Origin of the sequence: Sphingobium sp. MK2 (assembly GCF_040170545.1) — a bacterium.
Taxonomy (GTDB): domain Bacteria; phylum Pseudomonadota; class Alphaproteobacteria; order Sphingomonadales; family Sphingomonadaceae; genus Sphingobium.
The window spans coordinates 286749-306336 of sequence record NZ_JAZDXA010000001.1 but is presented as its reverse complement, the minus strand read 5'-3'; the positions used below and the strand labels follow the sequence as shown (position 1 = coordinate 306336).

The 19588-nt window shown below is 63.7% G+C and carries 24 protein-coding genes and 1 other RNA gene; 11 read left to right on the top strand and 14 right to left on the bottom strand.

The annotated features are described in order from the left end of the window. Positions 1 to 235 precede the first annotated feature (235 nt). The 6 genes from dapF to V2I08_RS01545 all read left to right on the top strand — a co-directional run bounded on the left by dapF (position 236) and on the right by V2I08_RS01545 (position 5237). Positions 236 to 1036 (top strand): diaminopimelate epimerase, encoded by an 801-nt coding sequence (dapF, locus tag V2I08_RS01570; RefSeq protein WP_349633566.1) that lies wholly within the window; start codon positions 236 to 238, stop codon positions 1034 to 1036. Continuing rightward, on the top strand, positions 1036 to 2346 hold the full coding sequence (mtaB, locus tag V2I08_RS01565; protein WP_349633565.1) for a tRNA (N(6)-L-threonylcarbamoyladenosine(37)-C(2))-methylthiotransferase MtaB: 1311 nt from the start codon (positions 1036 to 1038) through the stop codon (positions 2344 to 2346). Before dapF ends, mtaB begins: the two co-directional genes overlap by 1 nt. Further along, positions 2343 to 3281, top strand: a complete 939-nt coding sequence (ftsY, locus tag V2I08_RS01560) for a signal recognition particle-docking protein FtsY (protein WP_349633564.1) — start codon at positions 2343 to 2345, stop codon at positions 3279 to 3281. Before mtaB ends, ftsY begins: the two co-directional genes overlap by 4 nt. Beyond that, complete coding sequence (ispZ, locus tag V2I08_RS01555) at positions 3271 to 3888, top strand: septation protein IspZ (RefSeq protein ID WP_349633563.1); 618 nt, start codon at positions 3271 to 3273, stop codon at positions 3886 to 3888. Before ftsY ends, ispZ begins: the two co-directional genes overlap by 11 nt. A gap of 179 nt (positions 3889 to 4067) precedes the next feature. Then, a complete protein-coding gene (locus V2I08_RS01550) occupies positions 4068 to 4682 on the top strand; it encodes a superoxide dismutase (RefSeq protein ID WP_096061064.1) in 615 nt (204 codons plus the stop codon). A gap of 117 nt (positions 4683 to 4799) precedes the next feature. After that, the gene (locus tag V2I08_RS01545) at positions 4800 to 5237 is read left to right on the top strand and encodes a hemerythrin domain-containing protein (RefSeq protein WP_349633562.1); all 438 of its coding nucleotides are present in this window, start codon (positions 4800 to 4802) and stop codon (positions 5235 to 5237) included. Positions 5238 to 5244: 7 nt separating this feature from the next. Here V2I08_RS01545 and V2I08_RS01540 read toward each other — a convergent pair whose 3' ends face one another. The 13 genes from V2I08_RS01540 to mscL form a co-directional block, all read right to left on the bottom strand. Next, positions 5245 to 6777, bottom strand: a complete 1533-nt coding sequence (locus tag V2I08_RS01540) for a methyl-accepting chemotaxis protein (protein ID WP_349633561.1) — start codon at positions 6775 to 6777, stop codon at positions 5245 to 5247. Beyond that, positions 6777 to 7028 carry a hypothetical protein gene (locus V2I08_RS01535; RefSeq protein ID WP_349633560.1) on the bottom strand — a complete coding sequence of 84 codons (252 nt, stop codon included), beginning with the start codon at positions 7026 to 7028 and terminating at the stop codon, positions 6777 to 6779. Before V2I08_RS01535 ends, V2I08_RS01540 begins: the two co-directional genes overlap by 1 nt. A gap of 94 nt (positions 7029 to 7122) precedes the next feature. Further along, entirely contained in the window at positions 7123 to 7437 is a 315-nt protein-coding gene (locus V2I08_RS01530) for a (2Fe-2S) ferredoxin domain-containing protein (protein WP_349633559.1), read from the bottom strand. Between the two features lie 10 nt (positions 7438 to 7447). Then, entirely contained in the window at positions 7448 to 7996 is a 549-nt protein-coding gene (locus tag V2I08_RS01525; protein WP_349633558.1) for a J domain-containing protein, read from the bottom strand. Positions 7997 to 8061: 65 nt separating this feature from the next. Beyond that, positions 8062 to 8447, bottom strand: an RNA gene (gene rnpB / locus V2I08_RS01520) — RNase P RNA component class A. A 41-nt stretch (positions 8448 to 8488) separates the two neighbouring features. Next, positions 8489 to 9187, bottom strand: a complete 699-nt coding sequence (locus V2I08_RS01515; protein ID WP_349633557.1) for an N-acetylmuramoyl-L-alanine amidase — start codon at positions 9185 to 9187, stop codon at positions 8489 to 8491. A 113-nt stretch (positions 9188 to 9300) separates the two neighbouring features. Then, complete coding sequence (locus tag V2I08_RS01510) at positions 9301 to 10170, bottom strand: protein-glutamate O-methyltransferase CheR (RefSeq protein WP_349633591.1); 870 nt, start codon at positions 10168 to 10170, stop codon at positions 9301 to 9303. Positions 10171 to 10172: 2 nt separating this feature from the next. After that, positions 10173 to 11255, bottom strand: coding sequence for a chemotaxis protein CheB (locus V2I08_RS01505; protein WP_349633556.1), 1083 nt, complete (start codon positions 11253 to 11255; stop codon positions 10173 to 10175). A 69-nt stretch (positions 11256 to 11324) separates the two neighbouring features. Further along, the gene (locus V2I08_RS01500) at positions 11325 to 11690 is read right to left on the bottom strand and encodes a response regulator (protein ID WP_349633555.1); all 366 of its coding nucleotides are present in this window, start codon (positions 11688 to 11690) and stop codon (positions 11325 to 11327) included. Positions 11691 to 11775: 85 nt separating this feature from the next. Beyond that, a complete protein-coding gene (locus tag V2I08_RS01495) occupies positions 11776 to 12213 on the bottom strand; it encodes a chemotaxis protein CheW (protein ID WP_349633554.1) in 438 nt (145 codons plus the stop codon). A 4-nt stretch (positions 12214 to 12217) separates the two neighbouring features. Continuing rightward, a complete protein-coding gene (locus V2I08_RS01490; RefSeq protein ID WP_349633590.1) occupies positions 12218 to 14590 on the bottom strand; it encodes a chemotaxis protein CheA in 2373 nt (790 codons plus the stop codon). A 246-nt stretch (positions 14591 to 14836) separates the two neighbouring features. Next, positions 14837 to 15100: a hypothetical protein gene (locus tag V2I08_RS01485; RefSeq protein ID WP_349633553.1), complete on the bottom strand. Its 264-nt coding sequence runs from the start codon at positions 15098 to 15100 to the stop codon at positions 14837 to 14839. A 143-nt stretch (positions 15101 to 15243) separates the two neighbouring features. Further along, entirely contained in the window at positions 15244 to 15687 is a 444-nt protein-coding gene (gene mscL, locus V2I08_RS01480) for a large conductance mechanosensitive channel protein MscL (protein WP_349633552.1), read from the bottom strand. 103 nt (positions 15688 to 15790) lie between these two features. Between mscL and V2I08_RS01475 the strand changes: the two genes are divergently transcribed. From V2I08_RS01475 to V2I08_RS01460, 4 genes are read left to right on the top strand one after another with little or no spacing between them, the layout of a single operon-like run. After that, entirely contained in the window at positions 15791 to 16393 is a 603-nt protein-coding gene (locus V2I08_RS01475; protein WP_349633551.1) for a LemA family protein, read from the top strand. Between the two features lie 53 nt (positions 16394 to 16446). Continuing rightward, positions 16447 to 17244, top strand: coding sequence for a TPM domain-containing protein (locus V2I08_RS01470; protein ID WP_349633550.1), 798 nt, complete (start codon positions 16447 to 16449; stop codon positions 17242 to 17244). 5 nt (positions 17245 to 17249) lie between these two features. Then, the gene (locus V2I08_RS01465; protein WP_349633589.1) at positions 17250 to 17927 is read left to right on the top strand and encodes a hypothetical protein; all 678 of its coding nucleotides are present in this window, start codon (positions 17250 to 17252) and stop codon (positions 17925 to 17927) included. Beyond that, positions 17924 to 18454 carry an NUDIX hydrolase gene (locus tag V2I08_RS01460; RefSeq protein ID WP_349633549.1) on the top strand — a complete coding sequence of 177 codons (531 nt, stop codon included), beginning with the start codon at positions 17924 to 17926 and terminating at the stop codon, positions 18452 to 18454. Before V2I08_RS01465 ends, V2I08_RS01460 begins: the two co-directional genes overlap by 4 nt. On the opposite strand, the gene V2I08_RS01455 is transcribed toward V2I08_RS01460, so the two are convergent. After that, positions 18451 to 18909: a DUF6456 domain-containing protein gene (locus tag V2I08_RS01455; protein WP_349633548.1), complete on the bottom strand. Its 459-nt coding sequence runs from the start codon at positions 18907 to 18909 to the stop codon at positions 18451 to 18453. The genes V2I08_RS01460 and V2I08_RS01455 overlap by 4 nt on opposite strands. Positions 18910 to 19007: 98 nt before the next feature. Here V2I08_RS01455 and V2I08_RS01450 point away from each other — a divergent pair, with 98 nt between their 5' ends. Further along, a complete protein-coding gene (locus tag V2I08_RS01450) occupies positions 19008 to 19571 on the top strand; it encodes a helix-turn-helix domain-containing protein (RefSeq protein ID WP_069066098.1) in 564 nt (187 codons plus the stop codon). Positions 19572 to 19588: the final 17 nt, after the last annotated feature.

The following is a 19588-nucleotide window of genomic DNA, read 5'->3' as shown; positions in this document are numbered from 1 at the left end:
CCGTCCTGTCGTTCGAAAGCTTCCTCAACCTCGCCGCTGCACGGCTATGGCTGAAGTCTTTTGTCAACGCGGCCTAGTAAAAAGCAAGGATGGGCAACCCGTGACGGCAATACATAGCGTTAGAGTGGAGTTCCGCGCGCCCTAAAAACGGCAATCCAAAAGCTCAGGCTGAACGGAATGGAGGCGAATGGCTCACCTCTGGCCTTTTCCCGCCCCACCCCCTACATGCGCCCTCATGGGACGCTTCTCGAAAATGCACGGCCTGGGCAACGACTTCGTCGTGATCGACGCGCGCGCTGACGCGATCGAGATGACCCCGAATCTCGCCCGCGCCATTGCCGATCGTCATGCCGGGATCGGCTGCGACCAACTGATCCTGATCGGCAACGCTCCCGATGCGGACGTGTCGATGCAGATTTTCAACGCGGACGGCAGCGAGGTCGAAGCTTGCGGCAACGCCACCCGCTGCGTGCCCTTGTTCGTCGGCCGCGACGTGTCGATCCGCACCAAGGCTGGCCTGCTCGAAGCCAAGGCCGTCGATGGCGGCGTCAGCGTCGACATGGGCGCGCCGCGTTTCGAGTGGGACGCGATCCCGCTAGCCTATCCCATGGACCCGCTGACCATGAGCGCGAGCTGGGAAGACCTGCCCGCGCCTGCCGCGGTCAATGTCGGCAACCCGCATGTCATCTTCTTCATGGACGCTTGGGACGGTGTGAACTTCGCGCGGCTCGGCCCGATCATCGAAACCGACCCGCTCTTTCCCGCCCGCATCAACGTGAATTTCGCGCAGGTCATGGCCGACGATCATATCCGCCTGATTGTGTGGGAACGCGGCGCTGGCCTCACCCGCGCCTGCGGCACCGGCGCCTGCGCAACCGCCGTCGCCGCGATCCGTCGTAAACTGGTGCGCGGCCCCGTGACCGTCAGCCTGCCCGGCGGCGATCTGGTCATCGACTGGGCACCGGGCGGCACGATCACGATGACCGGCCCCGCCACCCATGTCTTCGACGGCGAGGCTGACTGGGCGCGCTTCTGATGAGCGGCCCCGCCATCCTCACCATGGGCTGCCGCCTCAACATTGCGGAGAGCGAGGCGATCCGTGACCTGGCGCAGGGGCAGGACGACCTGATCGTCGTCAACAGTTGCGCCGTCACCGCCGAAGCGGTGCGCCAGACCCGCCAAGCGATCCGCCGCGCCCGGCGCGAACGCCCCGACGCGCGGATCATGGTGACCGGCTGCGCCGCCCAGACCGAGCCGGAGACGTTTGCGGCGATGGCCGAAGTCGATGCGGTGATCGGCAACCGGGAGAAGCTGGACGCGGAAACATACCAACGTCCGTTCGCTTCGAGCGCAGTCGAGAAGCGCTTCTCGACGTCGCTCGAAGCGAACGGGGCTTTTGGAGCGATGCCCAAAGTCCGTGTCGCCGACATCATGGCCGTGCGCGACACCGCGCCGCATATGGCGTCCGCCTTTGCCGACCATGCCCGCGCGTTCCTGGAGGTGCAAAATGGCTGCGACCACCGCTGCACCTTCTGCATCATCCCCTATGGCCGGGGCAACAGCCGTTCCGTGCCTGCAGGCGCGGTGGTGGACAAGGCGCGCGAACTGGTCGCGGCGGGCTATCGCGAAATCGTGCTGACCGGCGTCGATGTCACCAGCTATGGTCCCGACCTGCCGGGCAGCCCGTCGCTTGGCTCCCTGGTCGAGCGCATCCTGACCGGCGTGCCCGGCCTCCCCCGGCTGCGCCTTTCCTCGATCGACAGCGTGGAGATAGACGACCGGCTCTTCGACCTGATCGCCCACGAATCCCGCATGATGCCGCACCTTCACCTCTCGCTCCAGGCGGGCGACGACATGATCCTCAAGCGGATGAAGCGCCGTCACAGCCGCGCCGATGCTGTCCGCATCGTCGAACGGCTCAAGGCCGCCCGCCCCGCCATCAGCATCGGCGCGGACATCATCGCGGGATTCCCGACCGAGGAGGATGCGATGTTCGAACGGAGCCTGGCGCTGATCGCCGACTGCGACATTGTCCATGGCCACATCTTCCCTTATTCGCCGCGCACCGGCACGCCCGCCGCGCGGATGCCGCAGGTCGATCGCGCGACCATCAAGGCCCGCGCCGCCCGCCTGCGTGCTGCCTGTGAGAGCCAACGGAATGCCTGGCTACGCAGCCTGGTCGGCACGACCCAGTCGGTGCTGGTCGAACGCAGCGGACTGTCGGGCCACGCCGAAAATTTCGCCCCCGTGCGCTTTGCGACCCCGCAATTGCCGTCGACCATCGTGGCCGCTCGCATCACGGGGCTTGAGAAGGACACGCTGATCGCGCAAGAGGCGGCATCATGACAGACACCGGCACTAGCTGGCGCGATCGCCTCTTCGGCGGTTTGAAGCGCACTTCCGACAAACTCGGCGATAATCTCACGGGTCTTTTCACCAAGGCGGCGCTGGACGAACAGACGCTGGACGAGATCGAGGAAGCGCTGATCCTGTCCGACCTTGGCCCGGCCATGGCCGGACGGGTACGCGAACGGCTGGCCGAAGGCCGCTTCAACAAGGAACTGACCGAGGAGTATCTGCGCGAGATCATCGCGGAGGAAATCGAAAAGGTGCTGGCCCCGGTCGCCCGCCCGCTGGAGATCGAAGCCTTCCCCCGGCCGCAGGTCATCCTCGTCATCGGCGTCAACGGTTCGGGCAAGACCACCACCATCGCGAAACTCGCGCATAATTTCCTGGAGCAGGATTATGGCGTGATGCTGGCGGCCGGCGACACGTTCCGCGCCGCCGCGATCGGCCAGCTCAAGGTCTGGGCCGAGCGGCTGGGCATCCCGATCGTCGCGGGCAAGGAAGGCGGCGACGCGGCGGGCATTGTGTTCGACGCGGTCAAGCAGGCCACCGCCACCGGCATCGACGTGCTGATTGTCGATACCGCAGGGCGCTTGCAGAACAAGACTGAATTGATGGACGAACTGGCCAAAGTCCGCCGTATTCTGGGTCGATTGAACCCTGCGTCACCCCATGACGTCGTGCTGGTGCTGGACGCGACCACCGGCCAGAATGCGTTGAATCAGATCGAAGTGTTCAAGGAAACAGCGCAGGTCACGGGCCTCGTCATGACCAAGCTGGACGGCACGGCGCGCGGCGGCGTGCTGGTTGCGGCGGCCGAGAAATTCCGCCTGCCGATCCATGCTATCGGCGTGGGAGAAAAGATCGAGGATCTGCGCCCCTTCGATCCGGGCGACATGTCGCGCGCTATCGCAGGAACAGCTTATGCCCGCTAACGCCAAACCCGCCCATGGCGGTACGCTCAGCCTGGCCCTCGATTTCGGGCCGCTGCTGGTCTTTTTCCTGGGTTATAAATTTCTCGGCATGATCATGGGCACGGCGGCCTTCATGGTCGCCATCGTCGTTGCGGTGATCGTATCAAAATGGAAGCTGGGCAAGGTCTCTCCCATGCTCTGGCTGTCAGCGGCGCTGGTGCTTTTCTTTGGCGGCCTGACCATTTATTTTCATGATGAAGGCTTCATCCAGTTGAAGCCGACCATCATATATGGTTTCTTCGCCTTGATGCTGTTCGCCGGATTGCTACGCGGCAAGCCGTTACTCAAATATCTGCTCCAGGCAGCCTATGACGGCCTGAGCCATGCGGGATGGATGAAGCTTTCTCGCAATTGGGCGTTTTTTTTCGTGGCCATGGCGATCGCGAATGAAGTCATGCGCCACATGATGAGCTTCGATACCTGGCTTGCGATCAAGGTTTGGGGCATCCCGGTCATATCCATAATCTTCGCCGCCGCCAACATACCCATGCTGATGCGCCATGGCTTGACGATGGGCAAGGAGCCGGTCAGCGACGACATTGGCGAGACGACCCCGCCCCAGGGTTGAACCGCCCGCTAAGCCCTTATTTCTGCGATCGTTTCGCAATAGGCATATAGCCCTTTTTTTCCGCGCGCGGGTGCGCATATGGAAGGGCGCGGCGGCGTATCGCGTCCCGCCTGGACCCATAATAGATCGACCGCGCCAGTCATCGTGCGGCCGTCCCACCGAACCTTAGGAGTTCCGCCATGGCTTTTGTTCTGCCCGACCTGCCTTATGCCAAGGACGCATTTGGCGACATCCTGTCGGCCGAAACCTTCGACTATCACCACGGCAAGCATCATAACGCCTATGTGGTGAAGGCCAATGAGCTGGTCGCCGCCGACGCCGCCCATCAGGGCAAGTCGCTGGTCGAGCTGATCAAGTCGACCAAGGGCGGCCTGTTCAACCAGGTCGGCCAGATCTGGAACCACACATTCTACTGGCAGTCGCTCTCGCCGACCAAGACCGCGCCGACCGGCGACCTGCTCGCCAAGATCGAAGAGGCTTTCGGTTCGGTCGATGCGTTGATCGAGAAGATGAAGGCCGAGGCCGTGGGCCATTTCGCCAGCGGCTGGGCCGCGCTGATCCTCAAGGACGGCAAGCTGGAAGTCACCAGCTATCATGACGCCGACACGCCGGTCGCGCATGAAGGCCATGCCCCGCTGCTGATCGTCGATGTGTGGGAACATGCCTATTATATCGATTATCGTAATGCGCGCCCCGGCTATGCCGACCGCATCCTGAAGGACGCGATAAACTGGGACTTTGCGGCGCTGAACCTGGATGGCGAAGGCGCCAGCCGCGCTGACCAGCCGGCCTGATGCACAAGGGCGGCTCCGAAAGGGGCCGCCCACTTTTTTGCGCCGATACGCCGCTCATACAATCTTTTGTTAAAGCCCCACGCGCATCATCGCCTATCCTTGAGGGAGGGGCGACATATGATGGATATGACGGCGCTGCAGGGGCAGCATGAACAAATCAGCCTGATCGCCCAGCAACTGGCGCAGGCCACAAGTGACACGGCCACGCCGCAAAGCGTCGCGGCGCTGCGATGGTCATTGGCGCGGCAGTTGATCGCGCATCTCGCGCTGGAGGATCGCATCCTCTATCCCGCGATGCAGCGGGCACCCGACCCGGCCGCACGCAAGACAGCCGCCCAATTGCAGGGCGAAACCGGCGCGCTGGCCGATCGCTTCACCCGCTATATGGCCGATTGGAGCGATGATCGCATCGCCCGCGAATGGCCTGCCTTCTGCGCGGAAACCCGGCTGATCCTGGCAGCGCTGGCCGAACGGGTCGATCGCGAGAACCGCACACTCTATCCGCTGGCGGATCAGCAACGACGCCCCATGCCGCCACTCGCACGGGCAAGCTGATCGGGCGTCAGGCCGCTTCGAGTTGCGCCACGAACAGGTCTGTCGCGCGCTGCAAATCCTGCGCCGTGCGCGACAGACCGGACGCCGCGCTCGACACCCGCCCCGACAGGCTTTCGGTACTCCGTGCCATATCCGCCACTTGCTCCATCCGTCCGGCCATGATGGTGGCATCCTGCGCGGTGTCGCGCGCGGTTGCACCAATGGCCGCCGTCGCATCCCGCTGATCCGCCACCGCGCGTTGGATCGCGTCGGCGGCATCGGCCAGTTGCTCGACGGCACTGGCGACATCGGACAGCGCGTTTTGGGCGACACCCGCGCCCTGCTGCGCCGAAGATGCCAACGACTGGATCTCGCCTGTCGCATTGGCCGCCTGCCCCGCCAATTGCTTCACTTCGCCCGCAACCACCGCGAACCCGCGTCCGACATCCCCGGCGCGCGCCGCTTCGATCGAGGCATTGAGCGCCAGCAAATTGGTGCGCGAGGCGATCTGGGTGATCGAATGGGCAAAGCTGGTGATGGACGCCGTATGATTTTCCATGTCGCGCATCGCTTCATGTCCGGCGCTGGACACACGTTGCGCCTCCCCACCCAGCGTCGCCTGCTGATGCGCGGCCGAGGCGATGGCCGTGATGGATTCGGACAACTGATCAATCCGCTGCGCCAACATCGCCGCGCGCGCCGAGGATTGTTCAGCGGCATGAACGGTTTCGCCAGTCCCCGCGCTTGCCCGACGCGCGAGATCGTTCAGCGACAGCGCCGACTCCTCCAACTCGCCGGTCGCTGCACTGACCGCATCGGCGACTTCGGCGATCGACTGGCGGAAGGCTGCAAGCAATGCCAGCGTTTCGGCCCGGCGATCCGCCATCATCCGTTCCCGCTCCCGCTCCCTTTCAACGCGAAGCGCCGCTTCGCGTGCATCGGCCTCCCGCCGGGCTGCCATCGCCGCTTCCGCGGCGGCGCGTCCGGCCTGGGCCTGTTCGGCCAACTCCGCCGATCCCGCGACATGGCGATCCAATGCCAACAGCATTTCGCGCAGGCGAACGCTCAGATAGCAGAGGACCGATGCCTGCAAGATCACCGCCGCCCCGTGGAGCGCGATCCGTTCGAGATTGCCTTGCCCCGGAAAGACCCAGGACGGTGCGAGATAGTTGAGCAACAGATGATGGAGCGCAACCAATGTCGCCCCCAACACGATCGGCCGCCAGTCATAAAGCAGCACCAGCCCCGCAAGCGCCACGAAGAAATACATATGGCCGTCCATTTGCCAGCCATGGCCGGACAGCAGCACGACACCAATGGCGGGCTGAACGGCTGCCAATGTGCCCATGACCATGCGCGCTTCCAGATCGCGACGCCCGCGCAGGACCATCACTGTCGGCAGCGCGTTGACCAAGGCCGACAAAAACATCGCCCTGATGCTGTCCTCCCCGCCCATCGCCATGGCCATCAGGCCCAGCACGACGGTCCACACCCAGTTGGCGAGCAACAGGATACGCAGACCCTGCAAGCGCAGACGGCCAAGACTACTGATCGCGTTCATCAGCCCAGATCTCCGCAACCGCCAGCGTCAGCCGCAATGGCCAGGACACCTGCCATGAACAAGGGCCGCGCCAAGGCTTCACGCCGTCCCTCCACCACCAGCGATCCCTTCCATGGTCCGGCAGCAATCAGCCGCGCGCCATGGGCAACCGCGACGCGCGCAAGCGCCGTGTGGCCATCCTGGGTCATGGGCATCAGCAGCATGCGTCCGCTGGCAGGCGGCATGGCGTAAAGCACGGCCAGGCTGCTCATCACCAAGCAGCATTGAACGGATAGGGACGTGCCAGGACGCGCGCGCGCAAAATATGTCATTCCATCCGGATAGGATTGAATGGTAAGGATAATATTAAGGCTGTTTCGGTGCGCCTATGCCCAAAGTGACAGCTAGTTCATCCAGATCAGCGCCCGGTTGCACCAGCAGCCATTCGCGACTCGCCGCGCCATTGACCACCGTCACCGCCCCCTTCGGACAAATGCCCAGGCAGTCGACTTCGATGATCCCTGCCGCCGCTTTGCGCCCTTTGCCCAGCGTCAGATGCTTGCGCAGTGCCTTGGCCAGCCGCTCGTCACCGTCAGGGCCGAAACCACCATCCAGCTTCTTGGCGCACTTGCGGCACACCAGCACCGCGTTGCGCCAGTTGGAACGGACATGATCTTTCATTGCCCCGTCTTCAATCCACGGCACCACGGGGTTTCCAGGTCCGACGCTCTTCGGCGGCGCGCAGAACTTCATAGGCCGCCTGGATTGTTTGGAACTGGACCGCAGCCTTGGCATCGCCCGGCTTGACGTCGGGATGAAATTCCTTGGCCAGCCGCCGCCAGCTTTTCTTCACCGCTTCGAAATCCGCGTCATCTTCCAGCTCCAATGCCTGAAGCGCGTGCAGTTCGTCGCGCGACCGATTGCCATCACCCGGCCCACCCCAGCCATGATAGGCACTCGACTGATAGCCACCCGCGTCGCGCCGCTCATTCTTTTCACGCTGCGCCCGCTCTTCGTCATCCAGCCCCTGAAAATAGTCCCAGTTCCGGTTATATTCGCCGGCATGTTCGGGGCAGAAATACCAGCGTTCGGGGCTGTTGGGGGATTTGGGCGCGGGGCAATTGCCCGGTTGATCGCAGCCAAAGCGATCGCAACCGCGCACCGCCTGGGCTTCACGCGATGCGCCATAGCTGCGCCAGCGGGGAAAGCCCCAGTCATTGGATCGGCCGTTACGAGACATGGGTTACAGGTAAGGATTCCGTCAGAAAAACGCCACCCCGCCGCATCGCAAAGGGGCCGCAAAAAAGTGCCAGAGGGCCTATAAGCCGGGTTTTGTCCTCTCCTTGCGGAGATGTGCGACCATTCCTCTAGGGGACGGATTACTCCGCCCCTCCAGCAACCAACCCGGACGATCTCGGTCGAAACAGACCTAGCAGCCAAAACTGCGCGCCGCCCCTATTCGGTCTTGCTCCCGGTGGGGTTTACCGTGCCGCCTTGCGTTGCCGCAGACGCGGTGCGCTCTTACCGCACCCTTTCAATTTCGCATGGCCGAAGCCGTTGCGACCTGCTTTCTGTTGCACTGTCCCTTGGATCACTCCAGCCGGTCGTTAACCGGCACCGTCATTTCGTGGAGCCCGGACTTTCCTCGCCGTGGAAGTTACCCGCCACGCCGCGGCCGCCCAGCCCTCTGGCGGATTGGTCCCTAGCGCCGTTCGGGTCCGGCGTCACCTGCTTATTCATCGCCCCTGGGCTTGGGCAGCAACAGCGCGAGCAGGATGGCGCGGCATTCCCCGTCGATCACCCCGTCGATCCGTTCCGGGCGGAAGCGGCGCTGAAACGCGATCACCGCCGCTCGTGGCTCGGCAATGTCATAGCCGAAGCGTTCGAGCGCCAGCATGAAGCCGCCATCGGTCCAGTGCGGGTCCATAAGATTCTTCGTTGGCCGGGGCAGCGCCAGTCGCAGCCGCGCCAGTTGTCCCCAGGGAAACAGCTCGCCCGGATCCTGCTTGCGGGCGGGCGCGACATCGCTGTGGCCGACGATATTGCCGCGCGTGATCCGGTGCCGCTGCGTGATGTCATGCACCAGCGGGATCAGCGACCCCATCTGCGCTTCGGGAAAAGGCCGATAGCCCCATTCATGCCCCGGATTGATAATCTCTATGCCGATGCTGGCCGAATTGATGTCGTCGATCCCGCGCCAGTGCGATCGTCCGGCATGCCAGGCGCGCTTGGCCTCATCGACCATGCGGATGATCTGGCCATCCTCGGTCACGACATAATGGGCCGATACTTTCGATTCCGGGTTGGCCAGCCAATTGATCGCGCTCGCGGCGTCGGGCATTCCGGTATAATGCAGCACCAACATGGTGATGGGCAGGCTGCGCTCGTCATAATTGGGCGACGGCGTCTCGATCATCGGCAGCTCGGTCATCACGCCCTTTCGGCCTGCCCCGTCGATCCGGCGGCATGCCTATGACAATGGCCCAGCGCGAAGCTGCAATCAAGCATGGTTAAGGGCGGCAAGAGTGCCAACGCCCGGAAATATCAGCCTGTCCGTCGCGCGTGTCCGATTGCGCCATCCGGCAATGCCACCTGCCGGGCATAGGCACCGCGAAATTCCGGGTGCGCGATGAAGTCGTCCCCCTGCCCGATCACCGTCTCGCCCGCGCCCAACAGCAATATCGTCCTGGCATGGCTGTGCCGCCCCAAGAGCCGCAGCACGGCCTGCCGCCGCTCCGGCGAGAAATAGAGCAGGACATTGCGGCACAGAAGCAGGTCATATTCGCCGGTCGGCGCCTTGGCGTCGAACAGATTATCATGGCGAAAATCGATCATCCGGCGCAATTCCGCGCTGGCGCGCCAATCCTCGCCATGAGGTTCAAACCATTTGAGAAGATCGCCGATGGCAAGCCCACGCTGGACGTCCATTTGCGAGAAGATCCCCGCGCGGGCCTGATCAATCGCAGCGGCCGAAATATCGCTTGCAAGGATTTCGATCCGCCAGCCGCTCCAACGCGCCGCATCGTTCCGCAGGCGGATTGCCAACGAATAGGCTTCCTGCCCGGTCGAACAGCCCGCGCTCCAGATGCGCAACGTCCGATCAGCGCGCTGTGCATGGATCGTCGGCAGAATCTGGCGATGGATCATGTCATAAATCTGGAGATCGCGGAAAAAGCTGCTTTCATTGTTGAGTAGCGCGTCAACCACATCCTGTTCCAGACGGGGATCGCTCTTGCGCGTCAACCGGGCAGCCAGTTCGTCTATATCCGCCAGCTTATACTGCCGCAGCACCGGCCGCAGCGCGGTTTCCATCCGCCAAGCCCTCCCTTCAGACAGGGTTTGGCCCGTGCGCGCTTCCAGCAATCCGGCGAGTATGCGCGCGGCACCTTCAAACATCGGAACAGGCGGGGCCATTCTCATGCGTTTATCCTGCCGCGTCGGGTGATGAAGTCCATCATATATTGGGGTTCCATCAAAGCGCAGGTGAGACCCGCCCCCGCCACTGATCCGGGCATGCCCCACACCACGCTGCTGGCCTCGTCCTGGGCAACGATCCAGCCGCCTGCGGCAACGATATCGCGGGCGCCGACCGTGCCGTCCCGACCCATGCCGGTCAGCACGACCCCGGCCGCTCCCGCGCCATAAACCTCCGCCATGCTGGCGAACATCGGGTCGACGCCGGGTAGATTGCCCGCTGGCGTGCGTTCGGGATTGAGCTGAATCATGACCCGGCCATAAAGTCCCCTGCGGACCTGAAGGTTGGCATTGCCCGGCGCGACATAGAGGGTGTCCGGGGCGAGAATGTCGCCGGTTTCCGCGATCCTCACGCGCAGGCTGGTCATGCGCGTAAGTTGCTGCGCGAAATAGATGGTGAAACTGGCAGGGAGATGCTGGGTCAACAAAAGCGGCACCCCCAGTGGCGCGGTCAGCCCTTCGAACAATTGTCCCAGCGCGTGGATACCACCCGTCGATGCGCCAATGCCCAGACAGGACAATGGCTGGAGAGCAGGTTGCACAACAGGCGGCACGACCGGCGCTGTGGACAGCAGGGTCATGACCCGCTGATCGAACAAGCGGTTGAGTCGCTCGATCAATGCCTGGGAAAATTGTTCGCCAAAGCTGCCGCTGCCCGGCTTCGATACGATGTCGCTTGCGCCAAGGGCCAGCGCCTCAATCGCCGCGGCACTGCCTTCCTCGCATTTGCCCGACAGGATCGCGACCTTCACGCCGGCCCGTGCTTCAAGAATGGCAGGGAGCGCGGCAAGGCCGCTCTGCCCCGGCAATTCGATGTCCAGCAGAACCAGATCAACCGAATGGTCCGCCAGATAGCCCAACGCCAGTTCGGCGCTATTGGTTTTGTGAACCACCTTATAGGCCGGGTCGAGATTCAGAATACGCTCGATCACCGTACGTACGACAACCGAGTCATCGACGATGAGGGTCCGCACGGCCCCCCGTCCTGTCCTGTGGTTGGTCATGATCGGCATGCTGACGGTCATTGGGAGACTTTCTGCACGAAGAAGAAAAGGTAGGACTTTACTCCCTGAACTGGAGTGCGGGCTGTCGGCCTATATCACTCCGACAATCGCCAATTTGCTTTCCAGCGTTTCCCGATCGAAAGGCTTCATGACATATTCGTCGGCTCCCGCCTCCACGGCCGCCTTGATATGGCTGATGCCGTTTTCAGTCGTGCAGAAGATAATCTTGGGCCGGGCGGTCACCTTTGACGTCGTCAAGGCCTGCAAAAACTCCATGCCGCTCATCACCGGCATATTCCAGTCAAGCAGGACCACGTCCGGCGCGGAGGCTTCGCACTGGGTCAGGGCATCCTGTCCATCCACCGCTTCGGTCACGGACAGGTCGAGCGATTCGAGAATATGGCGGGCCACCTTGCGGATAACCTTCGAATCGTCGACGACCAGGCAGTTCTTCATGATGCGTCCCTTTGGAATTTATGGCCCGAAAATCGATAGCTAGCGGGCAAATGCGAGTTTTTGGTAAACAGGATCGAAAACAAGATCATGCCGCCTGCGCCTGACCGCCCGCATCGATGAAGCTGCCCAGCGAGACCAACAGCCAGGATTGGCCGTCCTGCTCCACGATGGCGCGGGCATAAGGAGCCCAGGCACGGTCGAGTTGGCCACGCAACGGCAGTTCGCCCTGTGGAACGCGGCAGATGTCAGATACGCCATCGACCATCAGGCCATAGCTGTGCCCGGCGATATTGGCGATGATGGCAAGCCCGCCCTCGCGGCTGGGCGAGGCCGCCCCCTGGATCAGCGCTGCCGTATCGATGATCGTCAGCACACGGCTGCGCAGCGCAGAAAGGCCCGCGACATGCGCGCCCATGCCCGGCACCGGCGAAATCTCGGTCAGCTTGACGACGGCTTCCACCTCGCTTGCTTCCACCGCGATCCGGGTGCCTGCCAAAGTGGCGAAAAGATATAGTTGGTTCATGGCTCTATCCCTGTCCCGCGGCGATTGCGGCCATCAGCGCGTCCTGATCATAGCGGTAGATGCTGGAATCGCGCGGTCCGGCGGCGCGGGGCGAGGCCCGCAATTGCACCACCCGGCATCCCGTCATCTCGGCCATGATCCCGGCCAGCTTCGATCCGTCGCCATCATGACAAAGCAGCACGTCGTGCGGGTCGATGGTTCCGTCCTCCGGCAGGCCCAGCACCACGTCATGACCAGCCTGCCGCAATAGCGGGGCCAGTATCTCACGGGTCCAGCCATCTTCGCTGTCGGCCAGCAGGCAACGGCCGCCCTGGCCTTCGAAACCCTCTTTTCCGGACAGCGAAGCGAACAGTGCAAACGGGTTTATCACCTCCAGATGCTCGCCCTCGATCACGGCGATGCCGCTTAGCATTCCATGCATGGCGACCATGTCGGGGACGAGCGGCATCTGCACGATGTCCAACACAGCGGCGACCGGATAGCAGGCTTCCTGCGTACCGTCGCGCAGGCGCAAAGCGGACACCTTGTCCCGATCGAATTGCCACAAGCCATTGACAACAGGGACGAGTCGACCGTCGAGCCGGACAAAGGCACAGTTACCCGACCGACCGAACAGGCTGGCGTCGATATCCTCGACCCGGTCGATAAGGGCTAGCTTGAGCAGCCGTTTTTCGCCGGTCACTTCCTCGAACCGCAGCGCTGCGACCATTTCGACCCCGGCCTGGGCGTCTGCCTGTTCCTCGGTCTGTCGCGCCGCCTGATCGTCGAGAATGGTGGGCAGTTGGGCCGCGCTGGCAATGCCCGCCGCATCCAGCAGCAGCATCGGCTTGCCATTGTCCGGTAAGGTCATGCCCGCATAGACCCCGCTCGCCATGATGAGCGGCGAAGCGGGGCGGATCACCAGTTCCTCATGATTGTCGACCGCCGCAACGCCCATCGCGTAGGGCACGCCGCTGCCCGAACGCACCACCATGATGGCGCGAGGTGCGGCCTGCGCTGGTCGCTCCATGCCCAGCACATCCTCCAGCTCGATCATCGAGTGCCGCACGCCGCGGATTGTCGCGATCTGCGCGCCGCCGATGCGGCTGATCTGGAGCATCGCATTATTGTCGTGCAATATCTCCACCACGGCCGCGCGCGGAATGGCGAAATGCAGGCCGCCTGCCCGCACCACCAGACCCGGAATGATGGTCAGCGTCAGCGGCACGCGCAGGGTGATGCACAGTCCCTGGCCCGGATGATTGTCGAGCGCGATGACGCCGCCGATCCGCTCCACATTGGCGCGCACCACGTCCATGCCGACGCCGCGTCCCGAAATAGATGTGACCTGAGTGGCGGTGGAAAGGCCGGCCTGAAAGATGAGGTCGAGCCTTTCGGCTTCAGTCATCCGCGCAGCCGCTTCGGGCGTCAGGCGGCCTGCGCCGATCGCCTTTTCCACCAGCCGCGCCGTGTCGATGCCAGCGCCATCGTCGCTGATGGTGATGACGATCTGATTGCCCGACTGGCGGGCCTCCACCCGCAGCGCACCGGCTTCGGGCTTGCCGACGGCGCGACGCCGTTCGGGGGTTTCGATGCCATGGTCGATACTGTTGCGCACGATATGGGTGAGCGGGTCGACGACCATCTCCACCATCTCGCGGTCCATTTCGACATCGCCGCCCTCCAGCGTGAGGTCGATGCGCTTGCCAAGATCGCGGCCGAGATCACGGACCATGCGGGGAATGGCGGCGAACAACCGCTCGACCCGCTGCATCCGGGTCTTGGAAATCACGTCGCGCATATCCGCCACGCAGGTGGACAGCCTTTCGAACACATTGTCGAGTTCAGGGTCAGCCGACCGCTCGCGCAGCTTGCGCGACAATTCGTTGCGCGCCAGCACCATGTCCGACACGCCGTTCATCAACTGGTCGATCAGGCTGAGCGGCAGGCGGATGGTGCGCGGTCCGGCCTGCCCCGTTTGCCGCGCCACCGCGACCGGCGCTGACGGCACTTGCGCTGCGGCCTGTTCCGTCGGCGCGTTCAGCGCGGCGATCAGATAATCGTCATTTTCGTTGGGGAGCGCCGCGCCTCTGGCAACCGCTTCGGTCAACTCCCCGATCCGGTCCATCAGGCCCAGCACCGCGCTCACGGTGGCGGCGTCGGCCCCGCGCTTGCCGGCGCGAATGTCGGCCAGCACATCTTCCGCGGCATGGCTCAATCGTTCAAAGCGGGGCAGGTTCAGGAAACCACAACTGCCCTTAACGGTATGGAAGAAGCGAAAAATCGCATCCAGCCGATCGCGATCGGACGGGTCGGCCTCCCACGCGACGACTTCCCCGGCTAACGCTTCGAGCGTTTCCTGAGTTTCCGATATGAATTCCTGTAGTAACTCGTCCATTGCCATGGCCCCACCGATGCGCGCGGCACCACCTTTGGCGGGACGTGGTTAAAGGGCCGTTAAAAGCCATGGCGCGGACAGCAAAAGGGCGCCGCGATAGACTCGCGACGCCCCTCTGCATGAATAGCAATGCCAAAGCGTTTTCCAGGCAGGTGCAATCACCTGCGACCTTCGAAACCGCGGCAAACTAAAAGCTTAGCGCAGCCAAGCCGATGCGATCGTATCGGAAACTGCGTTAAACCGATGTCAGTCTTCAACCGCATCCTTGGCCCGCTCGCCGGCTTCGCGAGTGGCGTCAGCCTTATTTTCCAGCGCATCAGCGGCGTTTTCAGCCGACATTTCGGCGTTGCCGGTCAGGTTATCGGCCATGGCTTCCATATTGTCAGCCTGGTTGTCGAGCGCGTCCGCCTGATTTTCGTAAGCATTCTCGACCTGGTTTTCCTTGGCGGAATCGCACGCTGCGAGCGCGACAAGGCTGGCGAGGCCAAGGACTTTGACGAAGGTTTTCACGGCGTTGTTCTCCTGTTGCGCCCCCTGGGGCTACCTACTTCGCAAGGCTTCCAGGCCGCGAATGCAGCCTTCAGCCCTGACCGCGATCAACCGGCCGCACCCATGATGGTTCCCGTCGCAGTCTCGTTTCGTCGCATAAACGATCATTTTTTCAGAGAATCGCGGATCTCGCGGAGCAGCACAATGTCCTCCGGCGTCGGCACGGGTGCTGCGGCCGGTGCCTCGGCTTCCTGCTTGGCCGTCAGCCGATTAACCAGCCGAACGAGCAGAAAGATGACGAAGGCCAGGATCAGGAAATTGACCAATACGGTCAGAAACGCGCCCCAGCCGAACATGGCGACGCCCGCCGCTTTCAGGTCGGCATAGCTTTCGGGATTGCCCTGAAACCCGGCGGGCAGCGCGCCCAGCCGAATGAAGTAGCCTGAAAAGTCAGCGCCGCCGAAAATATACCCCACCACCGGCATGATCACGTCATCGGTCAGCGATTTGGTGATGGTCGCAAACGCGCCGCCGATGATGACCCCAACCGCCAGATCCATCACATTGCCGCGATTGATGAATGTCTTGAATTCCGAAAGCAGGCCCATGGTTTACACCCTTTTACCATCTGCGATATTATCTGCATGGCCCGTTGCGCGGATCAGTTCAACGCCCTATTTTCAGCATCGAAACAACCGCCAAGGATGTCCCATGACGCGCCTGCGCCGCTTCTCGACCTTTCTGCTGCCGCTCTTTGGGGCGTTCGCCCTGTCCGCCTGCGGCCTCAACAGCGTTCCGACAGCCGAGGAGGAGGCGAAGGCCAAATGGGCCGATGTGCAGGCGCAATATCAGCGCCGCTCCAATCTGGTCGGCAATCTGGTCGCCACGGTGAAGGCGGCGGGCAAGCAGGAGCAGGACACGCTGGTCCGCGTGACCGAAGCCCGCGCCAAGGCGACGTCGGTGCAGGTCAATGCGGAGGATCTGTCCGACCCTGCCAAAGTGGCGCAGTTCCAGGCGGCACAGGCGCAGTTGAGCCAGGGGCTTGGCCGCCTGCTCGCCTCGGTCGAGGCCTATCCCGACCTCAAGGCGAATGAGAATTTCCTCCAGCTCCAGTCGCAGTTGGAAGGCACCGAGAACCGCATCGCCGTCGCCATCCGCGACTATAATGGCGCGGTGCAGGCCTATAACACCCGCATCCGCACCTTCCCCGATGCGATCGGCGCGAAGATCATTCATGGGGCCAAGCCGATGACGCCGTTCCAAGCCACCACGCCCGGCGCGGAAGAAGCCCCGACCGTCGATTTTGGTAATTGAGCATAAACGCTGCACTCCACGCCCCGACAGGGCGAGCGCAGGGCCTATGGGGCATGGTCCTCATGGCGCTGTTCGTCTTGTCGGCCCTCGCCCCGACAGCGTGGGCGCAGGATTTTCCGAAGTTCGACGACAAGGGCGTGGTCGATGCGGCCAACCTGCTCGACCCCGCGCAGGAACAGGCGCTCAGCCAAAAGCTGATCGCGCAGAAGCAGGCCAGCGGGCGTTCGTTGGTGGTCGCCACCATTCCAGACCTGCAAGGCTATGATATTGCCGACTATGGCTATCGGCTCGGCCGGGCGTGGGGCATTGGCGACAAGGATAGCAATGGCGCGCTGCTGATCGTCGCGCCCAATGATCGCAAGGTGCGGATCGAGGTCGGCTATGGGCTGGAGGGAACGCTGACCGACGCGCTGTCTTCGCAGATTATCCGCAATGCCATCACGCCGCGCTTCAAGGCGGGCGACATGCCCGGCGGCATCGTAGCGGGTGTGGACCAGATCACCGCATTGCTCGCCCTGCCGCCCGAAGAGGCCCAGGCCCGCGCCGCCGCAGCGGAGGCGGAAGCGCGCAAGGCCAATAGCGGGGGCGGCGCGATCCTGGGCTTTTGGGCGGTCATGTTCTTCGTCTTCTTCATCGTCCTGCCGCTGTTGTCGCGCGCGGGCGGCGGCAAACGCTATCGCCGGGGTCGGGGCAGCATGCCGATCATATTGTGGGGACCGGGTGCCGGAAGTTCGGGCTGGGGATCAGGTGGCGGCTCCGGTTGGGGCGGTGGCGGCGGCTTTGGCGGAGGCGGTGGCGGCTTTTCGGGCGGCGGCAGCTTCGGCGGCGGCGGCGCATCGGGGGGCTGGTAATGGTCATGCAGCTTCATCTGACCCAGGCCGACCATGACCTTGTTTCCGCCGCCGTGGCAGAGGCCGAAGCGCAAACATCGGGGGAGATCGTCACCATCGTGGCGCGCCGGTCCGATGCCTATCATGACGTCGGGCTTAGCTGGGCGGCGGCGGCTGTTTTTCTCGCGCTTGCCCTCATGGCCGCCTTCCCTCAGCATCTGCGCGCCTTTCTGTCGACGCTGTTTCTCGATTGGGAGCATGAGCTGGCGGACTGGAAGCTGATGACCGGACTGCTCGGACTGCTCATCCTCAAATTCCTGATCGTGCGCTATGCGCTGGCGATCATGCCGCTGCGCATGGCGCTGACGCCGCGCGCGACCAAGGCGCGGCGCGTGCGTCGCCGTGCCATCCTCCTGTTCCGTTCCGCCGTCGAGGCCCGCACCCATGGCCGCACCGGCGTCCTCCTCTATCTCTCGCTCGACGAACATCGCGCCGAACTGGTGGCCGACCGCGCCATCAACGACAAGGTAACGCCCGAAATGTGGGGCGAGGCGATGGCAGCGCTGATCGAGGCGATCCGCGAGGGGCGACCCGGCGAAGGGCTGGCCGCCGAAGTGCGGCAGGTCGGCGCGATATTGGCGACACATTTCCCGCGCGCGCAGGGTGACATCAACGAACTCCCCGACAGGCTGATCGAATTATGACCGACCCGGATCGCGACGCGCCCGAAGAGGTGATGTGGCAGGGTCGCTTCATCACCGCCAAGCGACGGGGCAAATGGGAATATGTGGGGCGCGCGCGCGGCATCCAGGCGGCGGTCATCCTGGCGATGGATGACGGCCATGTGCTGCTGGTCGATCAATATCGCGTGCCGCTGGGCCGCCGCTGCATCGAACTGCCCGCCGGGCTGGTGGGCGACGAGGCGGCGGGCGAGGAGGCCAGCATCGCCGCCGCGCGCGAACTGGAAGAAGAGACAGGCTACCGCCCGGCCCGGCTCGAATCGCTGGGGCAGTTTTTCAGCTCTCCGGGCATGGTGTCGGAAAGTTTCACCCTGTTCCGCGCGCATGGGTTGGAGAAGACCGGCGATGGCGGCGGTGTCGAGGGCGAGGATATTATCGTCCACCGCATCCCCCTTGCCACCCTGCGCGACCAGATCGCGGAGTGGCGCGCGCAGGGCTATGCGATGGACGTCAAGCTGCTGCTGCTGCTGGGCGCGGGGATGATGGCCTAAGCCACTCGATACCAGTCGGCTACGCGCTCCAGGGCGAGGGTCAACACCAGCTTGCCCGCGCGGCTCGGCCAGCCCAGCGCCTTTTCGGCGGCGACAAGGCCTTCGCCAGCGCACACCACGCGCCATAATATGTCGGCGAGGCCAGGCCCGGCGGCGGCGATCGCGCCGTCGAACCGTTCGCGCGCGGACAATTGCGCGTTGGTCGGGTCCGCTTGCCGTCCCGGTCCCCGCCGTCCACCTTCGCGCGGGGCGGCGTCCCAGCACATCGTCACCCGTGCGCCCAGGCCCGCTTTCTCCCAGTCGGCGCGCAGACGCTCGCCCGCCAGATATTGGCGCTCGCTCACATGGCCACGCGCATGCAGCCAGGCGAGCGGGGATTCGCCGAGATTCACCATCACCCGCTGAGCCCGGCCATCGGGGCCTTCGATTGTCTGCTCGATATGCGTTGCGGCCATCACTCGCTCCTGCTGACAAGAATCGGATGCCCACCCCTTGCCATGGGGGATCATTTGTAGGAAAGAGAAAACCAAATAGGTTATTATAGAGGCATGGGATGATTACCCGCATCCGCGAAGTCCGCAAGGCGAAGGGGCTGACGCTCGAACAGGTTGGGGCGCTGTGCGATCCGCCGACCACGGCGCAGACGATCGGGCGGCTGGAAACCGGCACGCGCACCGTATCGGTCAAATGGCTCAACCGCATCGCGCTGGCGCTGGGCGTGACCACGTCCGAACTGGTCGCGCTGCCGGGGCAGGCCGAAGTGCCGGTCGCCGCGCTGCTCGGTCCCGATGGCGTACGCGCGCCGACCCGACCGCTCGCCTTCCCCTCGCCCGCCCCCAGCGACGGCATGGTGGGCGTGCATGTCAGCGCCAGCATCGGCGATTATCGCAGCGGCGACGCGATCTGGTGCCGCCGCATCGGGCCGGAAGACTTCGCCAGCGCGCTCAATCGCGACATCCTCTTTCCCCGGCCTGCCGGGCGCTTCCTGTTCGGTCGCCTGATCGGGCGGGAGGGCGATCGCCTGCAACTGCTGCCGCTGGGGTCGGGCGCGCGGCAATTGGTGCTGACCGACCCGCCATGGGCCGCAGTCGCCGTGCAACTCGTCCGGCGGCTCTAGCCAAAAGCGAATGCCCC

Excerpts from the sequence above, each read along its gene's own strand:
- dapF (WP_349633566.1), top strand. The coding sequence starts at position 236 with ATGGGACGCTTCTCGAAAATGCACGGCCTGGGCAACGACTTCGTCGTG.
- mtaB (WP_349633565.1), top strand. The coding sequence starts at position 1,036 with ATGAGCGGCCCCGCCATCCTCACCATGGGCTGCCGCCTCAACATTGCG.
- ftsY (WP_349633564.1), top strand. The coding sequence starts at position 2,343 with ATGACAGACACCGGCACTAGCTGGCGCGATCGCCTCTTCGGCGGTTTG.
- ispZ (WP_349633563.1), top strand. The coding sequence starts at position 3,271 with ATGCCCGCTAACGCCAAACCCGCCCATGGCGGTACGCTCAGCCTGGCC.
- V2I08_RS01550 (WP_096061064.1), top strand. The coding sequence starts at position 4,068 with ATGGCTTTTGTTCTGCCCGACCTGCCTTATGCCAAGGACGCATTTGGC.
- V2I08_RS01545 (WP_349633562.1), top strand. The coding sequence starts at position 4,800 with ATGATGGATATGACGGCGCTGCAGGGGCAGCATGAACAAATCAGCCTG.
- V2I08_RS01540 (WP_349633561.1), bottom strand. The coding sequence starts at position 6,777 with ATGAACGCGATCAGTAGTCTTGGCCGTCTGCGCTTGCAGGGTCTGCGT.
- V2I08_RS01535 (WP_349633560.1), bottom strand. The coding sequence starts at position 7,028 with ATGAGCAGCCTGGCCGTGCTTTACGCCATGCCGCCTGCCAGCGGACGC.
- V2I08_RS01530 (WP_349633559.1), bottom strand. The coding sequence starts at position 7,437 with ATGAAAGATCATGTCCGTTCCAACTGGCGCAACGCGGTGCTGGTGTGC.
- V2I08_RS01525 (WP_349633558.1), bottom strand. The coding sequence starts at position 7,996 with ATGTCTCGTAACGGCCGATCCAATGACTGGGGCTTTCCCCGCTGGCGC.
- V2I08_RS01515 (WP_349633557.1), bottom strand. The coding sequence starts at position 9,187 with ATGACCGAGCTGCCGATGATCGAGACGCCGTCGCCCAATTATGACGAG.
- V2I08_RS01510 (WP_349633591.1), bottom strand. The coding sequence starts at position 10,170 with ATGGCCCCGCCTGTTCCGATGTTTGAAGGTGCCGCGCGCATACTCGCC.
- V2I08_RS01505 (WP_349633556.1), bottom strand. The coding sequence starts at position 11,255 with ATGACCGTCAGCATGCCGATCATGACCAACCACAGGACAGGACGGGGG.
- V2I08_RS01500 (WP_349633555.1), bottom strand. The coding sequence starts at position 11,690 with ATGAAGAACTGCCTGGTCGTCGACGATTCGAAGGTTATCCGCAAGGTG.
- V2I08_RS01495 (WP_349633554.1), bottom strand. The coding sequence starts at position 12,213 with ATGAACCAACTATATCTTTTCGCCACTTTGGCAGGCACCCGGATCGCG.
- V2I08_RS01490 (WP_349633590.1), bottom strand. The coding sequence starts at position 14,590 with ATGGACGAGTTACTACAGGAATTCATATCGGAAACTCAGGAAACGCTC.
- mscL (WP_349633552.1), bottom strand. The coding sequence starts at position 15,687 with ATGGGCCTGCTTTCGGAATTCAAGACATTCATCAATCGCGGCAATGTG.
- V2I08_RS01475 (WP_349633551.1), top strand. The coding sequence starts at position 15,791 with ATGACGCGCCTGCGCCGCTTCTCGACCTTTCTGCTGCCGCTCTTTGGG.
- V2I08_RS01470 (WP_349633550.1), top strand. The coding sequence starts at position 16,447 with ATGGTCCTCATGGCGCTGTTCGTCTTGTCGGCCCTCGCCCCGACAGCG.
- V2I08_RS01465 (WP_349633589.1), top strand. The coding sequence starts at position 17,250 with ATGCAGCTTCATCTGACCCAGGCCGACCATGACCTTGTTTCCGCCGCC.
- V2I08_RS01460 (WP_349633549.1), top strand. The coding sequence starts at position 17,924 with ATGACCGACCCGGATCGCGACGCGCCCGAAGAGGTGATGTGGCAGGGT.
- V2I08_RS01455 (WP_349633548.1), bottom strand. The coding sequence starts at position 18,909 with ATGGCCGCAACGCATATCGAGCAGACAATCGAAGGCCCCGATGGCCGG.
- V2I08_RS01450 (WP_069066098.1), top strand. The coding sequence starts at position 19,008 with ATGATTACCCGCATCCGCGAAGTCCGCAAGGCGAAGGGGCTGACGCTC.